This is a genomic window from Sphingomonas qilianensis (assembly GCF_039614825.1).
In the GTDB taxonomy this organism is placed as follows: Bacteria; Pseudomonadota; Alphaproteobacteria; order Sphingomonadales; family Sphingomonadaceae; genus Sphingomonas; species Sphingomonas qilianensis.
In genome coordinates this window covers 1,278,022-1,295,200 of sequence record NZ_JBDIMF010000001.1, presented here as the reverse complement: position 1 = coordinate 1,295,200, position 17,179 = coordinate 1,278,022, and the positions used below count along the sequence as shown (strand labels likewise).

The following is a 17,179-nucleotide window of genomic DNA, read 5'->3' as shown; positions in this document are numbered from 1 at the left end:
GCGTCAGCCCTTGATTGCCGCCTTGATCTTCTTGGCCGCGCGCGAGACGATGCCTTCCTCGGCCGCTTCGGCATCCGCCTTGGTCTTGTGCGCGACGCCGGCGGGTTCGGCCGGCGGGGCATAGACCGAGAACAGCTTGAGCGGCCCGCTGCCCTTGTTGATGATATTGTGCTCGGCGCCCTTGGGGATGACGATCAGATGGTTGACCGAGACCTTGGTGTGCCCGCCATCGACGGTCGCCTGGCCGTCGCCGCTAACGAAGAAAGTCGTCTGGTCGGCGGGGTGCGTTTCCATGCCGATATCCTCGCCTTCGGGAATGCTCATCAGCACGATCTGCACCTTGGCATCGCGGTAAACTTCCTTCTGGAAGAAGTCGTTCTTGCCGGCCAGTTCGATCATGTCCTTGTTGAAGATCGCCATCGTTTTCGCTCCTGTGGTTTGCCAGCATAACCAGCAGCGGCGCGTTTGGATGCGTGGGGGCAATCGCTCCGGGCGCCAGCCGTCAGTCGAGCGTCGCGCGCAGCGCGGCGCCGGCGATGAACGGCGCGCCGGCGAGCAGCAGCAGGCTGACCGCGGCGAGCAGCTTCACCGCACCGGCGCCGCCCTCGATCGATCCCGCGCCAAAGATCAGCAGCGGCACGGCCAGCGGCAGCATGACCAGCCCGGCCACCGCGCCCGCGCCGCGCACGCCGCTGACCAGCCCGGCGGTGGTCACCGCCAGCGCGGCGAGCCCCGGCGTGCCGATCAGCAGACCCAATTCGACCGCGAGCAACACGGGCAGCGACAGATCGAGCAGCCCGGCGGCGGCAACGCCCGCGAGCATGATCGGCGGGCCGAAGCTCAGCCAGTGCGCGACGATCTTGGCCGCGGCGACCGTCGCCATGCTCACCCCGCGCACGGCGAACTGATCGAGCAGCCCGGCCTCGCTGTCCGGCACGATCAGCCGCTCCACCGGGAGCAACGCGGCAAGCAGCGCCGCCGCCCAGATCACCCCGCCGCCGACCCGCGCGAGCAGTTTTGCGTCGGGGCCGATGGCGAACGGAAAGAGAATCGCGGCGAGCAGAAAGAACGCGACGAGGAGCGTCACCCCCCCGCCGGCCCAGGCGCGGCGCACGTCGCGCGCGATCAGCGTGGCGATCAGGCGCATGCCGCGGCCAAATCGATCTGCTGCGCGTGCGGCAGCGCGAGCGGCTGATGCGTCGCGACCAGCGCGATTCCGCCGGCGGCGCGGTGGCGCGCGATCGCTGTTTCGAGCAAGCCGACAGCGGCGGCATCGAGGCCATTGGCCGGCTCGTCGAGCAGCCAGGTCGCCGCCCCGCTCGCGGCGATGCGTGCGAGCCCAGCGCGTTTGCGTTGCCCGGTGGACAGCAGCCGCACCGGCACTGCCGCCAGCGCGGTCAGCTCGAACGCGGCGAGCGCCGCCCCCACGGCATCGCGCCGGTGATCGATTCGTGCCCAGAAATCGAGCGCCGCAGCCAGCGGCAGTTCCGTATCGAGCGCATGCGCCTCGGTGAGCAGCGCGCGATCGCCGGTGGTGATGACCGTGCCCGCCGCCGGGCGCAGCAGCCCCGCCGCGACACGCACCAGGCTGGACTTGCCGATGCCGTTGGGGCCGATCACCGACGCGGCGTCGCCCGGGGCGAGCGCGAAGGACAGATGCTCGAACAGGGGGCGTCCGCCGCGGTCGCAGCGTACCTGCTCGAACGCCAGCGCCGCGCTCAAGCGACTGCGTCTTCCAGCGCGTGCATGTCATCGTCGGACAAGCCGAAATGATGCCCGATCTCATGGATCATCACGTGTGCGACCAGCTCGTGCAGCCCGACATCGGTGTCGATCCACTCATCGAGAATGGCGCGGCGATACAGGTGGATGCGATCGGGCGGCGCGCCCGATTCGCTCGACGATTTCTCGCCCAGCGGACGGCCATGATACAGGCCGGTGAGATCCAGCGGATGGTCGATACCGAGCACGGTGAGCGTATCCGCGTCGGCCAGATCCTCGACGATCAGCACGACATCGCCGAGATGCGCGCGGAATTCGGCGGGCAGCGCCTCCAGCGTGGCCAGCGCGATCTCCTCGATCACCGCGGCGCTTGGCGCGCGATCGGCGGGTAAATCGGCGGGTTGATCCGGGGCGGCCATGCGCTAAGCCTTACGCAATGGGGGCGGGGCGCGCCAGCGGGAGCAAGCGGTGACGATCGAACAATTGAGCGAGGCGGACCGCGCTGAGGCGCTGGATGCGCTCGACGAATGGGATTTCGAAGAAGCGCGCGAAGCGATCACGCGCAGCTTTACCTTTGCCGATTTCAGCCAGGCGTTCGCCTTCATGACGCGGGTCGCCCTGCTCGCCGAGAAAGCGGATCATCATCCCGAATGGTCCAATGTGTGGAACCGCGTCGACATTCTGCTCACCACGCATGACGCGGGCGGGCTGTCGCACCGCGATATCGACATGGCCGAGGCGATCGACGCGCTGGTCGAGCCCTAGCGCGCGCCACGGCGCATCATCTGGCGCAATTTGCCTGGCATCCAGCGCGCGGCAAAGGCCATGCGATGCGCGGTTTTGCCGACATAGGTTAGCACCTTGCCGCCGTGCACCGCCGTCCACGCCGCTTCGGCCACCGCCTCCACCGGGGTCAGTTCCAGTCCTGCCGCGGTTACCGTCTCGCGGATCGAGCGGTTGGAGCCGGCGGCCGGCGACGCCAGCAGCGGCGTATCGATAAAGCTCGGCAGGATTGCGCGCGCCTTGATGCCGTCCGCCGCCCATTCGCCGTCCAGCCCCTCGCTCAGCGCGCGCACCGCGAACTTGGTCATCGAATAGGGCACCAGCCCGGCCGAGCCATAAATGGCCGAGGCTGACGATGTGTTGAGCAGGCACGATCCGGGCGTGCGCCTGAGATAGGCATGGCCGATCCGCGCGCCGTTCAGCGCGCCCATCAGGTTGATGGCGATGACGCGGTCGAGCTCGTTGAAATCGGTGTCGGCAAGCGGCCCGCCCGATCCGATCCCGGCATTGTTGAACAACACATCGAGCCGCCCGCCGGAGGTGGCGGTGAACGCATCGAGCGCCGTTACCCAGGCCGCACGATCGCGCACGTCCATGTGATACGTGCTGGCCATGCCGGCGGGCAGCGCCGCGGCGGTCTCGGCCAACCCGGCGGCATCGACATCGGCGAGGCCGACGCGCCAGCCGCGCGCGGCGAACAACTGCGCCGTCGCGCGCCCGATGCCGGAGGCACCACCGGTGATGAAGATCGCTTTTGGGTGCGGTTCGGTCACGGTCTCTCCTATGCTCCTGCTAACGGCGCGCCGTTCCGTTTGACCCGTCCAGTTTGCTCCCGCACAACGCTCCGATGCAACCATCATCGCCCGGCCCCACGGTCGCCTTTGCCGGCGTCACCAAAAGCTACGGCGCCACGATCGCGGTCGACGCGGTCACGCTCGACATCGCCGGGGGCAGCTTCGTCGCCTTGGTCGGCGCGTCGGGCTCGGGCAAGTCGACCTTGCTCAAGATGGTCAACCGGCTGATCGAGCCCAGTGCGGGGCGCATCACGATTGCCGGGGAAGACGTCACCACGACCGAGCCCCACGCGCTGCGCCGCCGGATCGGCTATGTATTCCAGAATATCGGCCTGTTCCCGCACATGACCGTGGCGGAGAATATCGCCATCGGGCTGCGCCTCGCCGGGACCACGATCAACGGTCGCGTGGCCGAGCTGCTCGCGCTGGTCGATCTGCCCGCCGATGTCGCCACGCGCCTGCCCGATGCGCTATCCGGCGGGCAGCGCCAGCGCGTCGGCGTGGCGCGCGCGCTGGCCACGCAGCCGGGGCTGATGCTGATGGACGAGCCGTTCGGCGCGCTCGATCCGGTGACGCGCGATCAATTGGGCGTGGCGATCCTAGCGCTGCACGATGCGCTGGGCCTGACCACGATCATGGTGACGCACGACATGGCCGAAGCATTGCTGCTGGCTGACCGCGTGCTGGTGATGGAGCGCGGCAGGATCGTCGCCGATGCCACCCCGCGCGAATTGCTCGCTGGGGAGGGTGGGGCGGCGGCGGATGCATTGGTCGCGGTGCCACGCGATCAGGCGCGGCGGCTGCAGGCGCTGGAGCGCGGCGCATGAGCGCGTTCTGGGAGGCGATGGGCCGCGTGCCGGATCTGCTCGCCGCGCATCTGTTGCTCGCCGCCTCGGCGCTCGTGCTCGGCCTCGTCATCAGCCTGCCGCTCGCGGTGTGGTCGGCGCGGCACGCGGGCGTGGCGCGTGTCAGCCTGGGGTTCGCCAGCCTGGTGCAGACCATTCCCAGCCTCGCCTTGCTCGCCTTATTCTATCCGCTGCTGCTGTCGCTCTCGGCGCTGGTCGGCGGCGGGATACCGGTGCTCGGTTTCCTGCCCTCGCTGCTGGCGCTGACGCTGTATGCGCTACTGCCGATCCTCCGGAACGGCATCACCGGGCTGAACGGCATCGATCCGGCGGCGATCGAGGCGGCGGACGGCGTCGGCATGACGCCGGGGCAGAAATTGCGCCTGGTCGAGGCGCCGCTCGTCGCGCCGGTGCTGATGGCCGGGATCCGCACCGCCGCGGTGTGGACGATCGGCGCGGCGACGCTGTCCACCACGGTCGGCCAGCCGAGCCTTGGCGACATGATCTTCGCCGGGCTGCAAACGCAGAACTGGGCGCTGGTGCTGGCCGGCTGCCTCAGCGCGGCGGGGCTGGCGCTGGCGGTCGATGCGCTGCTCGGCATGATCGAACACGGCATCCGCCACCGCCGCCGGATGCAGATCTGGATGGCCGCCGCGGTGCTGGCGCTGGGTGTCGCGATCGCGCTGGCACCGCTTTGGCCACGCGCGGGCGACGACACCGTAATCACGATCGGCGCCAAGGGCTTTTCCGAACAATTCATCCTGGCGCGGCTGATCGGTCACCAGCTCGAGCGGGATGGCTATACCGTGCGGTACCGCGAGGGGCTGGGCTCGGCGGTCGTGTTCGGCGCGCTGAAGAACGGCACGATCGATGTCTATGTCGATTATTCGGGCACGGTCTGGGCCAACGAGATGCGCCGCCGCGATGTGCCGACGCGTCCGGCGATGCTGGCCGAGATCGGTGCCTGGGCGCAGCAGACGTTCGGCATCACGCTGCTCGGCTCGCTGGGGTTCGAAAATGCCTATGCCTTTGCCATGCGCGGCGATGACGCCAGAAGGCGCGGCATCGTCTCGCTCGACGATCTGGTCGGCGCGGCGCCGGCGCTGAATTTCTCGGCCGATCTCGAATTTCTCGAACGCCCCGAATGGGCGGCGGTGAAGCGGGCTTACCCGCTAAAATTCAAATCGGCGCATGCGTATGCGCCCACCTTCATGTATCGTGCGCTGGATAGCAGGCAGGGCGATGTGATTTCCGCTTTTTCCTCCGATGGGCGCATCGCGGCGCAGAAACTGACGGTGTTGACCGATCCGCGGCGCGCCATTCCCAGTTATGACGCGATGCTGCTCGTATCGCGCACCGCGGCACGCGACCAACGGCTGGTACATGCGTTGAAGCCGCTGATCGGGCGTGTCCCGGTGGCAGCGATGCGGGAAGCGAATTACATGGTCGATCGAGACGACAACAAGACCTCGCCCGAGCAGGCGGCGCGCTGGCTGGAGCAGCGGATCGGGCTGCGCTGATGGCGCTGGCCGATCTCTCTCCCTTCGCGCAGGTCAAGCGCCGCATCATCGGCGAGGTGCGCCAGGTGTTCAACGATCAGCAGCGCGGCCAGCAGCCGGTGCAGCGGCGCGCCGACGGGTTGTTCGGGCCGGGCTCGGTCGCCTGGCAGGTCCACGGCGATGTCACGACGATGATGGTCGGCGGCGTTGCGTCGCTGCTGTTGCAGATGCTGCACCCCGGCGTGCTGGCGGGCGTATGGGATCACAGCGACTTCCGGCGCGACATGATCGGGCGGCTCAGGCGCACCGCGCGGTTCATCGCGCTTACCACTTATGGCTCGCGCGAGGAGGCGGAAGCGGTGATGGCGCGCGTGCGCAAGATCCATCACCATGTTGCCGGCACCTTGCCCGATGGCACGGCCTATAGCGCGGATGATCCGCGCCTGCTCGCCTGGGTGCATGTCACGGAAATGACGAGCTTTCTCGACGCCTGGCTGGCTTACGGCAATCCGGCCATGCCGCTGGCCGAGCAGGACCGCTATTTTGCCGAGGTGGCGGTGATCGGCGAGCGGCTCGGCGCGGATCCCGTGCCGCGCAGCAAGGCCGAGGCGCTGGCGCTGATCGCGGCGATGCGCCCCGAGTTGGTCGCCGATGCGCGCAGCCGCGAGGTGGCGCAGATCGTGCTGTCGCAGCGCTCCCCCAAGCTCGCTGCGCAGCCGATCCAGATCGTCACCTTCCAGGCGGCGGTCGATCTGCTGCCGCGCTGGGCGCGGGAGATGCACGGTTTGCCCGCGTCGGGGCTGGGCCGGCCGCTGGTCGCGGCGGGCACGTTCGGGCTGGCGCGGATGTTGCGCTGGGCGTTTCAGGCCTAGCGTGGTCGTTGTGTCGCCGGGGTGAACTCAGGCGAGACCGGCGACTTCGGTGAGATACCGCACCATCGCCTCATTGCCTTGTTCGCTGAGCGAAATATCCACCCGCCGGCGATCGATCGGATCGGTTACGCGATCGATCAGCCCGGATTTGTGGAGATGATCGATCCAGCGTTGCGAGGTCGTGGCGGGCGCGTCGCTGCATGATACCAGCGCCTTTACGTTCATGCTGTGATCGGTTTCGTAGATCACGAACAACGCGATCAGCATTTCCCATGCCGGTTCGTGGAACAGATCGGTCGGGAAATGGCGGCGGCGCGCCTTGCGTACGGCAAGGTGATGTCGCGCCTGCGCGACGAGGTCGTGGTGTTCCGCTGCCTGCCCGGTGCTGGCGCCATTGCTGAGGCACCCGGAGGCAATGATCCGGTCGGCGCGCGAACTGAACTCACCGGCGACGGCACCGAGTTTTGAACTGAAATCGCGAATCAGGTCCTCAACGGTTTCCATCCCACGCGCTCCTGCACCGAAACAATACACTGCAATGCGGTCCGGCCCTCCGCCTGCCAATTTGGCTTTTGCCCAATATACCTTGGGTATCTAAACATGGATCATATTGCAAAGGTCATGCATCGCACAATGGTGCATCTTTGCCAGCCTTGCTGGGCCAGTACTTTCAGCCACGGACGGTTTTTTTACGCCTCCGTTTCGCATGTTATCGTTAACCTCGATTAAGAGCAGGATTCCGCCGGGCAATCCGACGCTACGGATATTGCCAAGATCAACCCATTGCGGTGCCTATTGTCTGACCGATGGGACATCGCATCACGCGGCGGCACCCAATTCCGCGTTTGATGGTCGCCGCCGCCATGTATAGGCCGGCGCTTGCCCGGAATGCGACCGGGGTCGACGGTGGCGGAGACGAGAATGGACCCCTTGCAAGTGTATGCGCTGCTGCAGGAGGCGTGCCGATCGTTGGAGGCGGCCGGCGATTTCGCCATTGCCGCGCATATCGGCCATTCAATGGCGCTGATCGAACAGAAATACGCCGTCGGCCACGATCATATCGAGGCCGATTGGCGCGGATAGTATCGCCGCGATGGCGGTAACATGGCCGCCGGTGCCGCGCGCCCGGCACCGGCGGCGGCACGTTATTTGACGCCGTGCATCCACTTCTTGAGCGGCCAGGCGAGCAGCAGCAGCAGGATGCCGAGCGCGATCGCGACATGCGAGATGGTGGTGAACACGCCCGAATAAGTATCCAGGCTGACCTTGAGGTTGGTCACCTCGCCGCCCACTGTCTCGACGCTGGCGACCTGCGCGACGATCCCGGCGACATATTGCGCGACCGAGATCGACAGGAACCACACGCCCATCATCAGCCCGACGATGCGCGCGATCGACAGCTTGGTGATCATGCTGAGCCCCACGGGCGAGATGCACAATTCGGCGAAGCTGTGGATGAAGTAGAGCCCGGCCAGCCACCACAAGGCGACCTTGAAGTCCGGCCCGGCAAACGACGTGCCCCAGACGAGGAACAGGAAGCCGAGCCCGACGCCGATCAGCGCGATGCCGAACTTCACCGGGATCGAGGGCTCCAGCCCGCGTTTGGCAAGGCTGGTCCATAGGAAGCTCATCACCGGTGCCAGCGCGACGATGAAGAAGGCGTTGAAGAATTGCGTCTGCCCGGCGGAAATCGGAATGCCGAGCAACGACAATTCGGTGTTGCGATCGGCAAACAGCGTGAGCGACGAACCGGCCTGTTCGAACAACGTCCAGAACACCACGTTGAACACGACCAGCACCATCGCCGCCAGCATCATCTGGAATTCCTTGGCGGACCCTTTCAGGAACGACCAGATGAGGATGCCTGGAACGGCGATGAGGAACGTGCCGAACAGCAATTTGCCCATCAGCGACAGCGAGGCGATATAGCCGACGATGCCGGATCCCGGCACTTGCGGCGCCATGTTCATCAGATTGACGAACAGCAGATAAAAGGCCGGCACGCCGAGCAAAGCGAGCGCGAAGATACCGAGCGCGGGATCCTTCTGCCCTGCCGCGATCGGCGATTCACCATAGCCGGCAAGCTTGCCGCCATCGAACTGGATCAGCGCGAACGAGAACAGCATGCCGATCGCGGCAAGCCCGAACCCGGCCCACCAGCCGACCGCATCGGCCAGGAACGGGCACAGGATCTGCGAGCCCAGCGATCCCAGGTTGATGCCCATGTAGAAGATCGTAAAGCCCGAATCGCGGCGTCGGTCGCCTTGCTGATACAGTTCGCCGACCATGGTCGAGATATTGGGTTTGAAGAAGCCGTTGCCGACCGAAACCATCGACAGTGCGAGCAGCATCAAGGCGACGTAGAACGGGCTGCGATCGGCATCGGAGACGAAGCCGCCCTTGGCCACGGTCTGCGCGACGCTGCCATCCGCGCGCGTCAGCGTCACGGTGCCGTCGTCATTGCCCTTTACCTTGAGCGGCGCGGCGATGGCGCCGGGCGCGCTGTTGGTGACATAGCGCGTCTCGCCGCCATTTTCCTGGCGCACCTCGACCGCGTAGCGCTGCCCGTCGATCGTGGCGAACGGCGTGGCGGTCTGCCCGCCGAAACACAGCACGAAATAGCCCAGCGACATTAGGACCGCGCCGAATTTCACCGCGCGCTTGGAGCCGAGATATTGATCGGCGAGATAGCCGCCGATCAGCGGGGTGAGATAAACGAGCGCGGTGAACCCGCCATACAGGCCGGTGGCCTGGCGATCGCCGAACACGAAATGCTTGGTGAGATACAACGTGAGCAGCGCGCGCATGCCGTAATAGCCGAACCGCTCCCACATTTCGGTGGTGAACAGCCGCGCGAGTTGGGGGGGGTGGCCGAACCAGGTCTTTTGCTCGGCGGGATTAACGTGGCTGATATCCGGCTCGCCGCGGGAATCCGCGGTGGGGGTGTCGACCATTCTTAAAACGCTCCCTGATACTCTGGGGCGCCGTCTGAGGATGCGGCGCGTTGGATGGCGGCGAGAGTAGCGGCTAACGCAGCAGTGTAAATACGCGCTCGCCATGCCTAGATGGCGGGTATGACCTTCAATGACCGCTCCACGCCGCTCTCGCTGCTCGCCACCCGCCGTTCGGGCAAACCGCGCGACCTGGTCGCGCCGGGCCCCGATGCCGCCGAACTCGATCAGATCCTGACGATCGCCGCGCGCACGCCGGACCACGGCAAGATCGCGCCGTGGCGCTTCGTGATCGTCGATGCCGGCGCGCGCGATGCGCTCGCCACGGTGATCACCAATGCCTACCGCGCCGAGCGACCGCAGGCGACCCGCAGCGAAATCGACTCGCTCGAGCAATTCGCGCATCAGGCGCCGACTTTGGTGGTGGCGCTGTTTTCCCCCAAGACCGAGAGCCATATTCCCTTGTGGGAGCAGGAATTGTCCGCCGGCGCGGCGTGCATGAACCTGCTCCACGCGGTGCATGCGCTGGGTTATGCGGGCGGCTGGCTGACCGGCTGGCCGAGCGTCAGCGATGCGGTGCGCGATGCCTTCGGTGCGGCGCCCGAGCGGATCGCCGGCTTCATGTTCATCGGCACGCCGGGCCGGCCGCTCGACGAACGCCCGCGGCCGGCGCTGGCGCGGATCGTGTCGCATTGGTCTCCGCCAGTATAATCGAGATCAAGCCACTGGACGGAATGGCCCATTGCTGTATTAAGGCGCTATGACAGCGCTCAACAGCGAAGACAGCCCGGTATACCTGAAGCTGCGCGCGACGATTTCCGCGGCGATCCTGCGCGGCGATTTTCGTGCGGGGGATCAGCTGCCCTCGGTGCGCGCGCTCGCCGCCGAACATGGCGCCAATCCGCTGACCGTGGCCAAGGCCTATCAGAGCTTTCAGGATGACGGCTATGTCGAGGTGCGCCGCGGTGTCGGCATGTTCGTGCTGCCGGGCGCGGCGGAGAAATTGAAGCTCGCCGAGCGCGACCATTTTCTCACCACGAGCTGGCCGCGCATTCGCAGCCATATCGATCTGCTCGGGCTCGACGTGGCGGAGTTGCTGGAGCGCGAGCGGGCTTAGGCTTTCTGTCGTCGCCATCTTGTCACCCTAGCGCAAGCTGGGGTCTCGTGCGGCTCTTGTCCCGCGCCACCGCATGAGCTCCCAGCTTACGCTGGGATGACGCGCATTTGGCTGGCAGCGCTCAGTCGAAAACGCGCAGCGCCGCCACCGCGTCCGCGCTGAGATCGATCCCGAACAACATGCTGAGCCTGAGCTTGTACACGCGCGGATCGCTGATTTCCGCGCTCGCCTCGTCTGCGCCGTTGCGCCGGCGATAGGCGTTGCCGTTGAGGCTGGCAAAGCCGCCCGGCAGCACGATGCTGACGATGGCGCTCTGCGTGAAGCGGCTCGCCGGCGCGGTGGCGCACCAGTGATTGCCGATCTGCAGATCGGCGTCCCACACCTCGGCCAGCGTGAAGCTATATTGCCGCTGCCAGCCCTCGCCGGCATCGCGCGACAGCATCCAGCCATACACCGCGTCCGCCTCCAGCCGGAACGTCGCGCCATCGGGCGCCACGGCGGTCGCGCCGTCGAGCAACGGCATCGGCGGGGTATAGCTGCCGCCGAACCCGGGATCGGCGATCCAGTCCTGCCCGTCGATCGTCACCAGGCTCAGCGTATGCGTCAGGCCCGGCGTCTGTTCCGGATTGAGGATCCACACGCGACCGAGCAGCGGCCGTGCGGTAAAGCCCAGCGCCGCCAGCGCATCGCCGAACAGCCGGTTATGCTCGAAGCAATAGCCGCCGCGCCGCGCCGTCACCAGCTTGGCGAACACGGCATCGCTGTCGATGGCGATGCCGCGACCGAGCATCACGTCGAGATTTTCGAACGGAATCGCCAGCCGGTGCGCGCGTTGCAGCCGCGCCAGGCCCTCGGCATCGGGCGACGGCCGCGCGCCCAGCGTCAGGCGCGCGAGATACGCGTCCAGGGCGAAACTCATGCCGCGAATGCCTCGGCCTCGACCGAATACAGCACGTCCGCCCTGGCCGTCGCCGCAGCCTTGAGGCCCAATGCCTCGGGCACGATCTGTTCGACATAGAAGCGCGTCGCCGCCGTCTTCATCGCCAGGAAACTGGCATCGCCCTCCGCGCTGTCGGCTACACGGCCAAGACGCTCCATCAGCCAGCCGCACGTCGCCACCGACAGCATGGTGAGGAACGGATACGACCCGGCCAGTTTGTCGTCGGCATCCAGCGCCATCATGCCGCGCCCGATTTCCTCGCAGGCATCGATCAGCGCGATCAGCCCGGCATTTTGCGCCTCGGCGCGCATGTCGGCGATCAGCGCGGCAAAGGCGGCGCCATTGTCGAGCCCGAGCTTGCGCCCGACGAGATCGGCGGCCTGGATGCCGTTGGTGCCCTCATAAATCGGGGTGATGCGCGCATCGCGGAAGAACTGCGCCGCGCCCGTCTCCTCGATATAGCCCATCCCGCCGAACACCTGCACGCCGATCGAGCTGACTTCGCAGCCGATATCGGTGCCGTGCGCCTTGGCCAGTGGCGTCAGGATCTCCAGCCGGTTCTGCGCGCTCGCTTCGCCCAGCGCCGCGCGATCGACCTGCGCCGCCGCGAGGTAGACCAAAGCGCGCGCGGCCTGCGTTTGCGCCTTCATGCGCATCAGCATGCGGCGCACATCGGGATGTTCGACGATGCGGACGGAATCGCGCGATGCCCCGCCGGCGCGGGCCGATTGCACGCGATCCAGCGCATAGGCCACCGCCGCCTGCGTCGCGCCCTCGGCGATCTGCACGCCCTGCAGGCCGACGTTCAGGCGCGCATTGTTCATCATCGTGAACATCGCGCGGATGCCGCCGAACTCGCCACCGATCAGCTCACCGATGCAATCGTCGTTATCGCCGAAGCTCAGCACGCAGGTTGGCGAGGCATGCAGACCCATTTTATGCTCGATCGAAACGACACGGACATCGTTGAAGTCGCCCGGCGTGCCGTCCGCGTTCAGCCGGTATTTCGGCACCAGGAACAGCGAAATGCCCTTGGTGCCGGCGGGTGCGCCCGGCGTGCGTGCGAGGACGAGGTGGACGATGTTCGGGGCCATGTCGTGATCGCCGAACGAGATATAGATCTTGGTGCCCTTGATGGCGAATTTGCCCTCCCCAAGCGGGGTGGCCGTGCTGCGCAAGGCGCCGACATCGGATCCGGCCTGCGGCTCGGTCAGGTTCATCGTGCCGGTCCATGCGCCGGTGGCGAGATGCGGCAGATACAGCGCCTGTTGCTCGGGGCTGCCATGATGCGCCAGTGCCTCGATCGCGCCGACGGTCAGCGTCGGGGCGAGCGCAAAGCCCATATTGGCGCTGCCCAGCGTTTCCAGTACCGCGGTCTGAATCGCAAAGGGCAGGCCCTGGCCGCCGAATTCCTCCGGCACGCCGATCGTGCCCCAGCCACCCTCGACATAATCGTGATACGCCGCGACATAGCCGTCGGGCATGACCACGCCCTCGGTGGTCCATTTCGCGCCGACCGTATCGCCGATCCGCTGCAGCGGCGCCCATTCGCCCTCGGCCAGCTGCCCGACGCCGTCGAGCACGGCATCGACGACATCGTCGCTGGCGGCGGCGAAGCGTTCGCTTTGCGCGAGCGCGGCAATGCCGGTGATGTGATCGAGCACGAAGCGTTGTTCGGTGGTGGCGGGGGTGAAGGGCATCGCTCTTATCCTGACAGTGTGCCGGCGCTATAGCCCCGGCTTATGGCCAATCCAAATCCCTCGCATGCGACGCGCACCTTACCCTACGGCGCGGCGGCGATCGCCGATGCGGCGCGGGTGATCGCCGCCGGCGGCTGCGTCGCGGTGCCGACGGAAACGGTCTACGGCCTAGCCGCGGACGCCACCGAGTCGGGCGCGGTGGCGGGGATTTATGCCGCCAAGGGCCGGCCGAGTTTCAATCCGCTGATCGTGCATGTGCTCGATCTGGCGGCGGCTGAGCGGATCGCGGTGTTCGATGCGGTGGCGTTGCGGCTGGCGGCGGCGTTCTGGCCGGGGCCACTCACGCTGGTGCTGCCGGTGAAGCCCGATGCGGGGATCGCTTCGCTGGTGACGGCCGGGCTGGAGACGGTCGCGATCCGCGTGCCGGCGCACCGCGCGATGCGCAGCGTGCTCGCGGCAAGCGGCGTGCCGCTGGCCGCGCCCTCCGCCAATGCCAGCGGCGCGATCAGCCCGACGCGCGCGGCGCATGTCGTGGCAAGCCTGGGCGGGCGCATCCCGCTGGTAATCGATGACGGGGCCACCACGGCGGGGGTGGAATCGACGATCGTGTCGACCGCCGGGGGGATCAGCATCCTGCGCGAAGGGCCGATCACGCGCGAACAGATTGATGCACTGTTCTCCCGCGAAAGCGGGAGGCCAGTATCGCACGCGCTGCGCGCCGTTACCCTGGACCGCGGTCGGGGGAGCGCGGTGACCGCGCCCGGGCAGCTCGACAGCCACTATGCGCCGAGCAAACCGCTGCGCCTCGAAGCCCGCGAAGCGGGCGCAGACGAATGGCTGATCGGTTTCGGCGCCATCCCCGGCGACGACACGCTCTCTGCCACCGGTGACCTCACCGAAGCCGCCGCCCACCTGTTCGATGCGCTCCACCGCGCCGACGCCAGCGACCGGCGGACGCTGGCCATCGCGCCCATTCCGCACACCGGCATCGGCGCCGCGATCAACGATCGCCTGCGCCGCGCGGCGCATCGCTAGTCCCAACCGCAACCTCCCGTCATCCCGGATTTAATCCGGGATCCAACGTGCCACATAGCCACCGGCCGATTGTTCTGGGGCACGTTGGATCCCGGACCAAGTCCGGGATGACGGAAGTATTAGGCGACCATAGTGGCGTCGCGCTCCCTGCGCTGTTAGGCGGAAGGCCAAGGGAGCAGCACATGCGCGACATGACGGTAATGGTAACGGGCGGGGCCGGATATATCGGCAGCCATGCGGTGCTGGCGCTGCTCGATGCCGGCTACCAGGTCGTCGTGATCGACAATCTCGTCACCGGCTTTGCCTGGGCAGTCGATGACCGCGCCACGCTGATCGAATGCGCGATCGAGGATGAGGGCCGCGTGCGCGCGGCGCTGCGCGGCTATCACGTCAAGGCGATCATGCATTTCGCCGGCTCGGTGGTGGTGCCCGAATCGGTCAGCGATCCGCTCAAATATTATCGCAACAATACCGTCGCCAGCCGCTCGCTGCTCGAAAGCGCGGTGGTCGAGCATGTGCCGCATTTCATCTTTTCCTCGACGGCGGCGACCTATGGCACGCCGACCACCGAGACGGTGTCGGAAACCAGCCCGACCGTGCCGATCAACCCTTACGGCACCTCCAAGCTGATGACCGAGATGATGCTGCGCGATGTCGCCGCGGCGCATCCGATCAATTATGCCGCTTTGCGCTATTTCAACGTCGCCGGCGCCGATCCACAGGGCCGCAGCGGCCAATCGACCGACGGCGCGACGCATCTGATCAAGGTCGCGGTCGAGGCGGCGACGGGCAAACGGGACTCGGTGGCGATCTTCGGCACCGATTTCGACACGCCCGACGGCACCGGGGTGCGCGATTATATCCATGTCAGCGATCTTGCCGCCGCGCATGTCGCCGCGCTCGAGCGGCTGATCGCCGAGCCGCACCGCAGCCACACGCTGAATGCCGGTTATGGCCGCGGTTATTCGGTCAACGAGGTGCTGGATGCGGTCGATCGTGTCACCAATTGCACCATCGTGCGCCTGCCGCAGGGCCGCCGCCCGGGTGATCCCGCCGCGTTGGTGGCGGACAATGCCGCCATTCTGCGCACGCTCGATTGGGTGCCCGAGCGCGCCGATCTCGATCTCATCGTCAGCGATGCCCTGGCGTGGGAGCGGACTCTGTCCGAACGCGATTAATGGATCAGCCAGCGCCGCAATCCACCCGGCTGACGGTGCTGATCCCGTTCGCCATCGTCACGTTGATCTGGGGCTCGACCTGGCTGGTGATCAAGGATCAGCTCGGCGTCGTGCCGCCGAGCTGGTCGGTCACCTATCGCTTCCTCGTCGCCGGGGTGACGATGCTGAGCTATGCCGCGGTCAAGCGCGAGAAGCTCAGCCTGGATGCGCGCGGCTGGGGCTTTGCCGCGTGCCTGGCGTTGGCGCAATTCTGCCTCAACTTCAATTTCGTCTATCGCGCGGAAAGCTATGTCACCTCGGGGCTGGTGGCGGTGGTGTTCGCGTTGCTGCTGGTGCCCAATGCCATTCTGGCGCGGATCTTCCTCGGGCAGCGGATGGGCGCGCAACTGCTGATCGGGTCGCTCGTGGCGATGGCCGGCGTGGCGCTGCTGTTCCTGCATGAAGCGCGCGTCAGCGGCAGCGGGTCGCACGCCGTGCTGATCGGCATCGGCATCACCCTGCTCGCGGTATGCTCTGCCTCCACCGCCAATGTCATGCAGGGCACGCAGACCGCGCGACGCTATCCGATGGCGACGATGCTCGGCATATCGATGCTGATCGGCGCGGTCTTCGATGGGCTGCTCGCCTTCACGCTGACCGGGCCGCCGGTATTCGAGTTCCGCGCCGCTTATGTGCTTGGCGTGCTGTATCTCGGCGTGTTCGCCTCGGCGATCGCCTTTACGCTCTATTTCGGGCTGATCCGCACGATCGGGCCGGCCAAGGCGGCCTATTCGGGCGTGCTCACCCCGGTGATCGCGATGATCCTGTCAACGCTGTTCGAGGGCTATCGCTGGTCGGTGCTGGCCGGCGCCGGCGCGGCGCTGGCGATGGTCGGTCTGGTCATTGCGTTGAGAGCGCGCAGACCCACCCGGTAATCGGGATAGCGCAATTGCCAGCCAAGCACGCGCTTGGCCTTGCCGTTCGCGACGCGGCGGTTCTCGGCATAAAAAGCGCGCGCCATCGGGCTCAGCGTCTCGAGCGCGACGAACGGGGGCGGGGCGAGGCCTAGCAACGCGGCGGCAAAGGCGATCACCTCGTTCTGCCCGCAGGGTTCGTCGTCGGAGAGATTGTAGGCGCCTGCCGGCGCATCGCGCGCGGCCAGCACGCCGCTGACGATGTCGTCGACATGCACGCGGCTGAACACCTGGGTCGGCAGATCGACACGGTGCGCGCGGCCCTCGGCAACGCGGTCGAGCGCCGAGCGGCCCGGGCCGTAAATCCCCGGCAGGCGAAATACGCGCGCGCCGAGCGCGAGCCACGCGCCATCCGCCGCCGCGCGCGCGCCGCGCCGCCCGCGGATCGGCGCGCTTTCGTCGACCCACGCACCGGCGGCATCGCCATACACGCCGGTGGAGGAGAGATAACCCAGCCAGGCGCGGCTGTGCGCGAGCTGCGCGCCATAGGTGGCAAGCACCGGATCCTGCTCCGCGGCGGGCGGCACCGAGGACAGGATGTGCGTGGCCAGCGCGATCTCGCGCGTGATCGCCTGGCCGTCGGCAAAGGCGATCGTGCCGTTGCGGCCGTCGCGGCTCGTGCCGCTAACGTGCCAGCCCTGCGCCGCCAGCGCGGCGGCGATGCGCTCGGCGGTATAGCCGAGGCCGAAGATCAACAGGCGCGCCATGGTCAATTCTCACCGTCACCCCGGCGAAAGCCGGGGTCTCACGCGGCTCCTGTCGCACGCCGCCGCCTGAGATCCCAGCGTTC

General features: G+C 67.0%; 20 protein-coding genes. 10 read left to right on the top strand and 10 right to left on the bottom strand.

Annotated features, from left to right (window positions below; translation table 11 throughout):
• Window positions 1-3: 3 nt before the first annotated feature.
• From ABC969_RS06315 to ABC969_RS06300, 4 genes are all read right to left on the bottom strand, one after another.
• A complete protein-coding gene (locus ABC969_RS06315; protein WP_345863724.1) occupies window positions 4-420 on the bottom strand; it encodes a cupin domain-containing protein in 417 nt (138 codons plus the stop codon).
• A gap of 82 nt (window positions 421-502) precedes the next feature.
• Window positions 503-1,147 carry a heme exporter protein CcmB gene (locus ABC969_RS06310; protein WP_345863723.1) on the bottom strand — a complete coding sequence of 215 codons (645 nt, stop codon included), beginning with the start codon at window positions 1,145-1,147 and terminating at the stop codon, window positions 503-505.
• A complete protein-coding gene (ccmA, locus tag ABC969_RS06305; protein WP_345863721.1) occupies window positions 1,138-1,722 on the bottom strand; it encodes a heme ABC exporter ATP-binding protein CcmA in 585 nt (194 codons plus the stop codon). Before ccmA ends, ABC969_RS06310 begins: the two co-directional genes overlap by 10 nt.
• Window positions 1,719-2,141 carry a metallopeptidase family protein gene (locus ABC969_RS06300; RefSeq protein WP_345863719.1) on the bottom strand — a complete coding sequence of 141 codons (423 nt, stop codon included), beginning with the start codon at window positions 2,139-2,141 and terminating at the stop codon, window positions 1,719-1,721. Before ABC969_RS06300 ends, ccmA begins: the two co-directional genes overlap by 4 nt.
• Before the next feature lie 49 nt (window positions 2,142-2,190).
• Between ABC969_RS06300 and ABC969_RS06295 the strand changes: the two genes are divergently transcribed.
• Window positions 2,191-2,487, top strand: coding sequence for a 4a-hydroxytetrahydrobiopterin dehydratase (locus tag ABC969_RS06295; protein WP_345863718.1), 297 nt, complete (start codon window positions 2,191-2,193; stop codon window positions 2,485-2,487).
• Here the strand turns inward: ABC969_RS06295 and ABC969_RS06290 are convergent.
• Complete coding sequence (locus tag ABC969_RS06290; RefSeq protein ID WP_345863717.1) at window positions 2,484-3,278, bottom strand: SDR family oxidoreductase; 795 nt, start codon at window positions 3,276-3,278, stop codon at window positions 2,484-2,486. The genes ABC969_RS06295 and ABC969_RS06290 overlap by 4 nt on opposite strands.
• 74 nt (window positions 3,279-3,352) lie before the next feature.
• Here ABC969_RS06290 and ABC969_RS06285 point away from each other — a divergent pair, with 74 nt between their 5' ends.
• From ABC969_RS06285 to ABC969_RS06275, 3 genes are read left to right on the top strand one after another with little or no spacing between them, the layout of a single operon-like run.
• Window positions 3,353-4,126 carry an ATP-binding cassette domain-containing protein gene (locus ABC969_RS06285; protein WP_345863716.1) on the top strand — a complete coding sequence of 258 codons (774 nt, stop codon included), beginning with the start codon at window positions 3,353-3,355 and terminating at the stop codon, window positions 4,124-4,126.
• Window positions 4,123-5,664 (top strand): ABC transporter permease/substrate-binding protein, encoded by a 1,542-nt coding sequence (locus ABC969_RS06280; RefSeq protein WP_345863714.1) that lies wholly within the window; start codon window positions 4,123-4,125, stop codon window positions 5,662-5,664. Before ABC969_RS06285 ends, ABC969_RS06280 begins: the two co-directional genes overlap by 4 nt.
• A complete protein-coding gene (locus ABC969_RS06275; protein WP_345863713.1) occupies window positions 5,664-6,515 on the top strand; it encodes an oxygenase MpaB family protein in 852 nt (283 codons plus the stop codon). The genes ABC969_RS06280 and ABC969_RS06275 overlap by 1 nt, the downstream gene beginning before the upstream one ends.
• A gap of 27 nt (window positions 6,516-6,542) precedes the next feature.
• Here ABC969_RS06275 and ABC969_RS06270 read toward each other — a convergent pair whose 3' ends face one another.
• Window positions 6,543-7,019 (bottom strand): hypothetical protein, encoded by a 477-nt coding sequence (locus ABC969_RS06270; protein WP_345863711.1) that lies wholly within the window; start codon window positions 7,017-7,019, stop codon window positions 6,543-6,545.
• A gap of 417 nt (window positions 7,020-7,436) precedes the next feature.
• Between ABC969_RS06270 and ABC969_RS06265 the strand changes: the two genes are divergently transcribed.
• The gene (locus tag ABC969_RS06265) at window positions 7,437-7,598 is read left to right on the top strand and encodes a hypothetical protein (RefSeq protein WP_345863710.1); all 162 of its coding nucleotides are present in this window, start codon (window positions 7,437-7,439) and stop codon (window positions 7,596-7,598) included.
• 62 nt (window positions 7,599-7,660) lie between these two features.
• Here ABC969_RS06265 and ABC969_RS06260 read toward each other — a convergent pair whose 3' ends face one another.
• Window positions 7,661-9,469 (bottom strand): peptide MFS transporter, encoded by a 1,809-nt coding sequence (locus tag ABC969_RS06260; protein WP_345863709.1) that lies wholly within the window; start codon window positions 9,467-9,469, stop codon window positions 7,661-7,663.
• A gap of 111 nt (window positions 9,470-9,580) precedes the next feature.
• On the opposite strand from ABC969_RS06260, the gene ABC969_RS06255 reads away from it, so the two are divergent.
• Both ABC969_RS06255 and ABC969_RS06250 read left to right on the top strand, forming a co-directional pair.
• Window positions 9,581-10,177, top strand: a complete 597-nt coding sequence (locus ABC969_RS06255; RefSeq protein WP_345863708.1) for a nitroreductase family protein — start codon at window positions 9,581-9,583, stop codon at window positions 10,175-10,177.
• A gap of 49 nt (window positions 10,178-10,226) precedes the next feature.
• Window positions 10,227-10,583, top strand: coding sequence for a GntR family transcriptional regulator (locus tag ABC969_RS06250; protein ID WP_345863706.1), 357 nt, complete (start codon window positions 10,227-10,229; stop codon window positions 10,581-10,583).
• 121 nt (window positions 10,584-10,704) lie between these two features.
• Here the strand turns inward: ABC969_RS06250 and ABC969_RS06245 are convergent, their stop codons facing one another.
• Complete coding sequence (locus ABC969_RS06245; RefSeq protein WP_345863705.1) at window positions 10,705-11,502, bottom strand: arylamine N-acetyltransferase family protein; 798 nt, start codon at window positions 11,500-11,502, stop codon at window positions 10,705-10,707.
• Window positions 11,499-13,223 carry an acyl-CoA dehydrogenase family protein gene (locus ABC969_RS06240; RefSeq protein WP_345863704.1) on the bottom strand — a complete coding sequence of 575 codons (1,725 nt, stop codon included), beginning with the start codon at window positions 13,221-13,223 and terminating at the stop codon, window positions 11,499-11,501. Before ABC969_RS06240 ends, ABC969_RS06245 begins: the two co-directional genes overlap by 4 nt.
• 42 nt (window positions 13,224-13,265) lie before the next feature.
• Here ABC969_RS06240 and ABC969_RS06235 point away from each other — a divergent pair, with 42 nt between their 5' ends.
• The 3 genes from ABC969_RS06235 to ABC969_RS06225 all read left to right on the top strand — a co-directional run bounded on the left by ABC969_RS06235 (window position 13,266) and on the right by ABC969_RS06225 (window position 16,350).
• The gene (locus tag ABC969_RS06235; protein WP_345863703.1) at window positions 13,266-14,258 is read left to right on the top strand and encodes an L-threonylcarbamoyladenylate synthase; all 993 of its coding nucleotides are present in this window, start codon (window positions 13,266-13,268) and stop codon (window positions 14,256-14,258) included.
• Window positions 14,259-14,440: 182 nt separating this feature from the next.
• The gene (gene galE / locus ABC969_RS06230; RefSeq protein WP_345863702.1) at window positions 14,441-15,436 is read left to right on the top strand and encodes a UDP-glucose 4-epimerase GalE; all 996 of its coding nucleotides are present in this window, start codon (window positions 14,441-14,443) and stop codon (window positions 15,434-15,436) included.
• Window positions 15,436-16,350 carry a DMT family transporter gene (locus ABC969_RS06225; RefSeq protein WP_345863701.1) on the top strand — a complete coding sequence of 305 codons (915 nt, stop codon included), beginning with the start codon at window positions 15,436-15,438 and terminating at the stop codon, window positions 16,348-16,350. The genes galE and ABC969_RS06225 overlap by 1 nt, the downstream gene beginning before the upstream one ends.
• Here ABC969_RS06225 and ABC969_RS06220 read toward each other — a convergent pair.
• On the bottom strand, window positions 16,260-17,096 hold the full coding sequence (locus tag ABC969_RS06220) for a Rossmann-fold NAD(P)-binding domain-containing protein (RefSeq protein WP_345863700.1): 837 nt from the start codon (window positions 17,094-17,096) through the stop codon (window positions 16,260-16,262). The genes ABC969_RS06225 and ABC969_RS06220 overlap by 91 nt on opposite strands.
• Window positions 17,097-17,179: the final 83 nt, after the last annotated feature.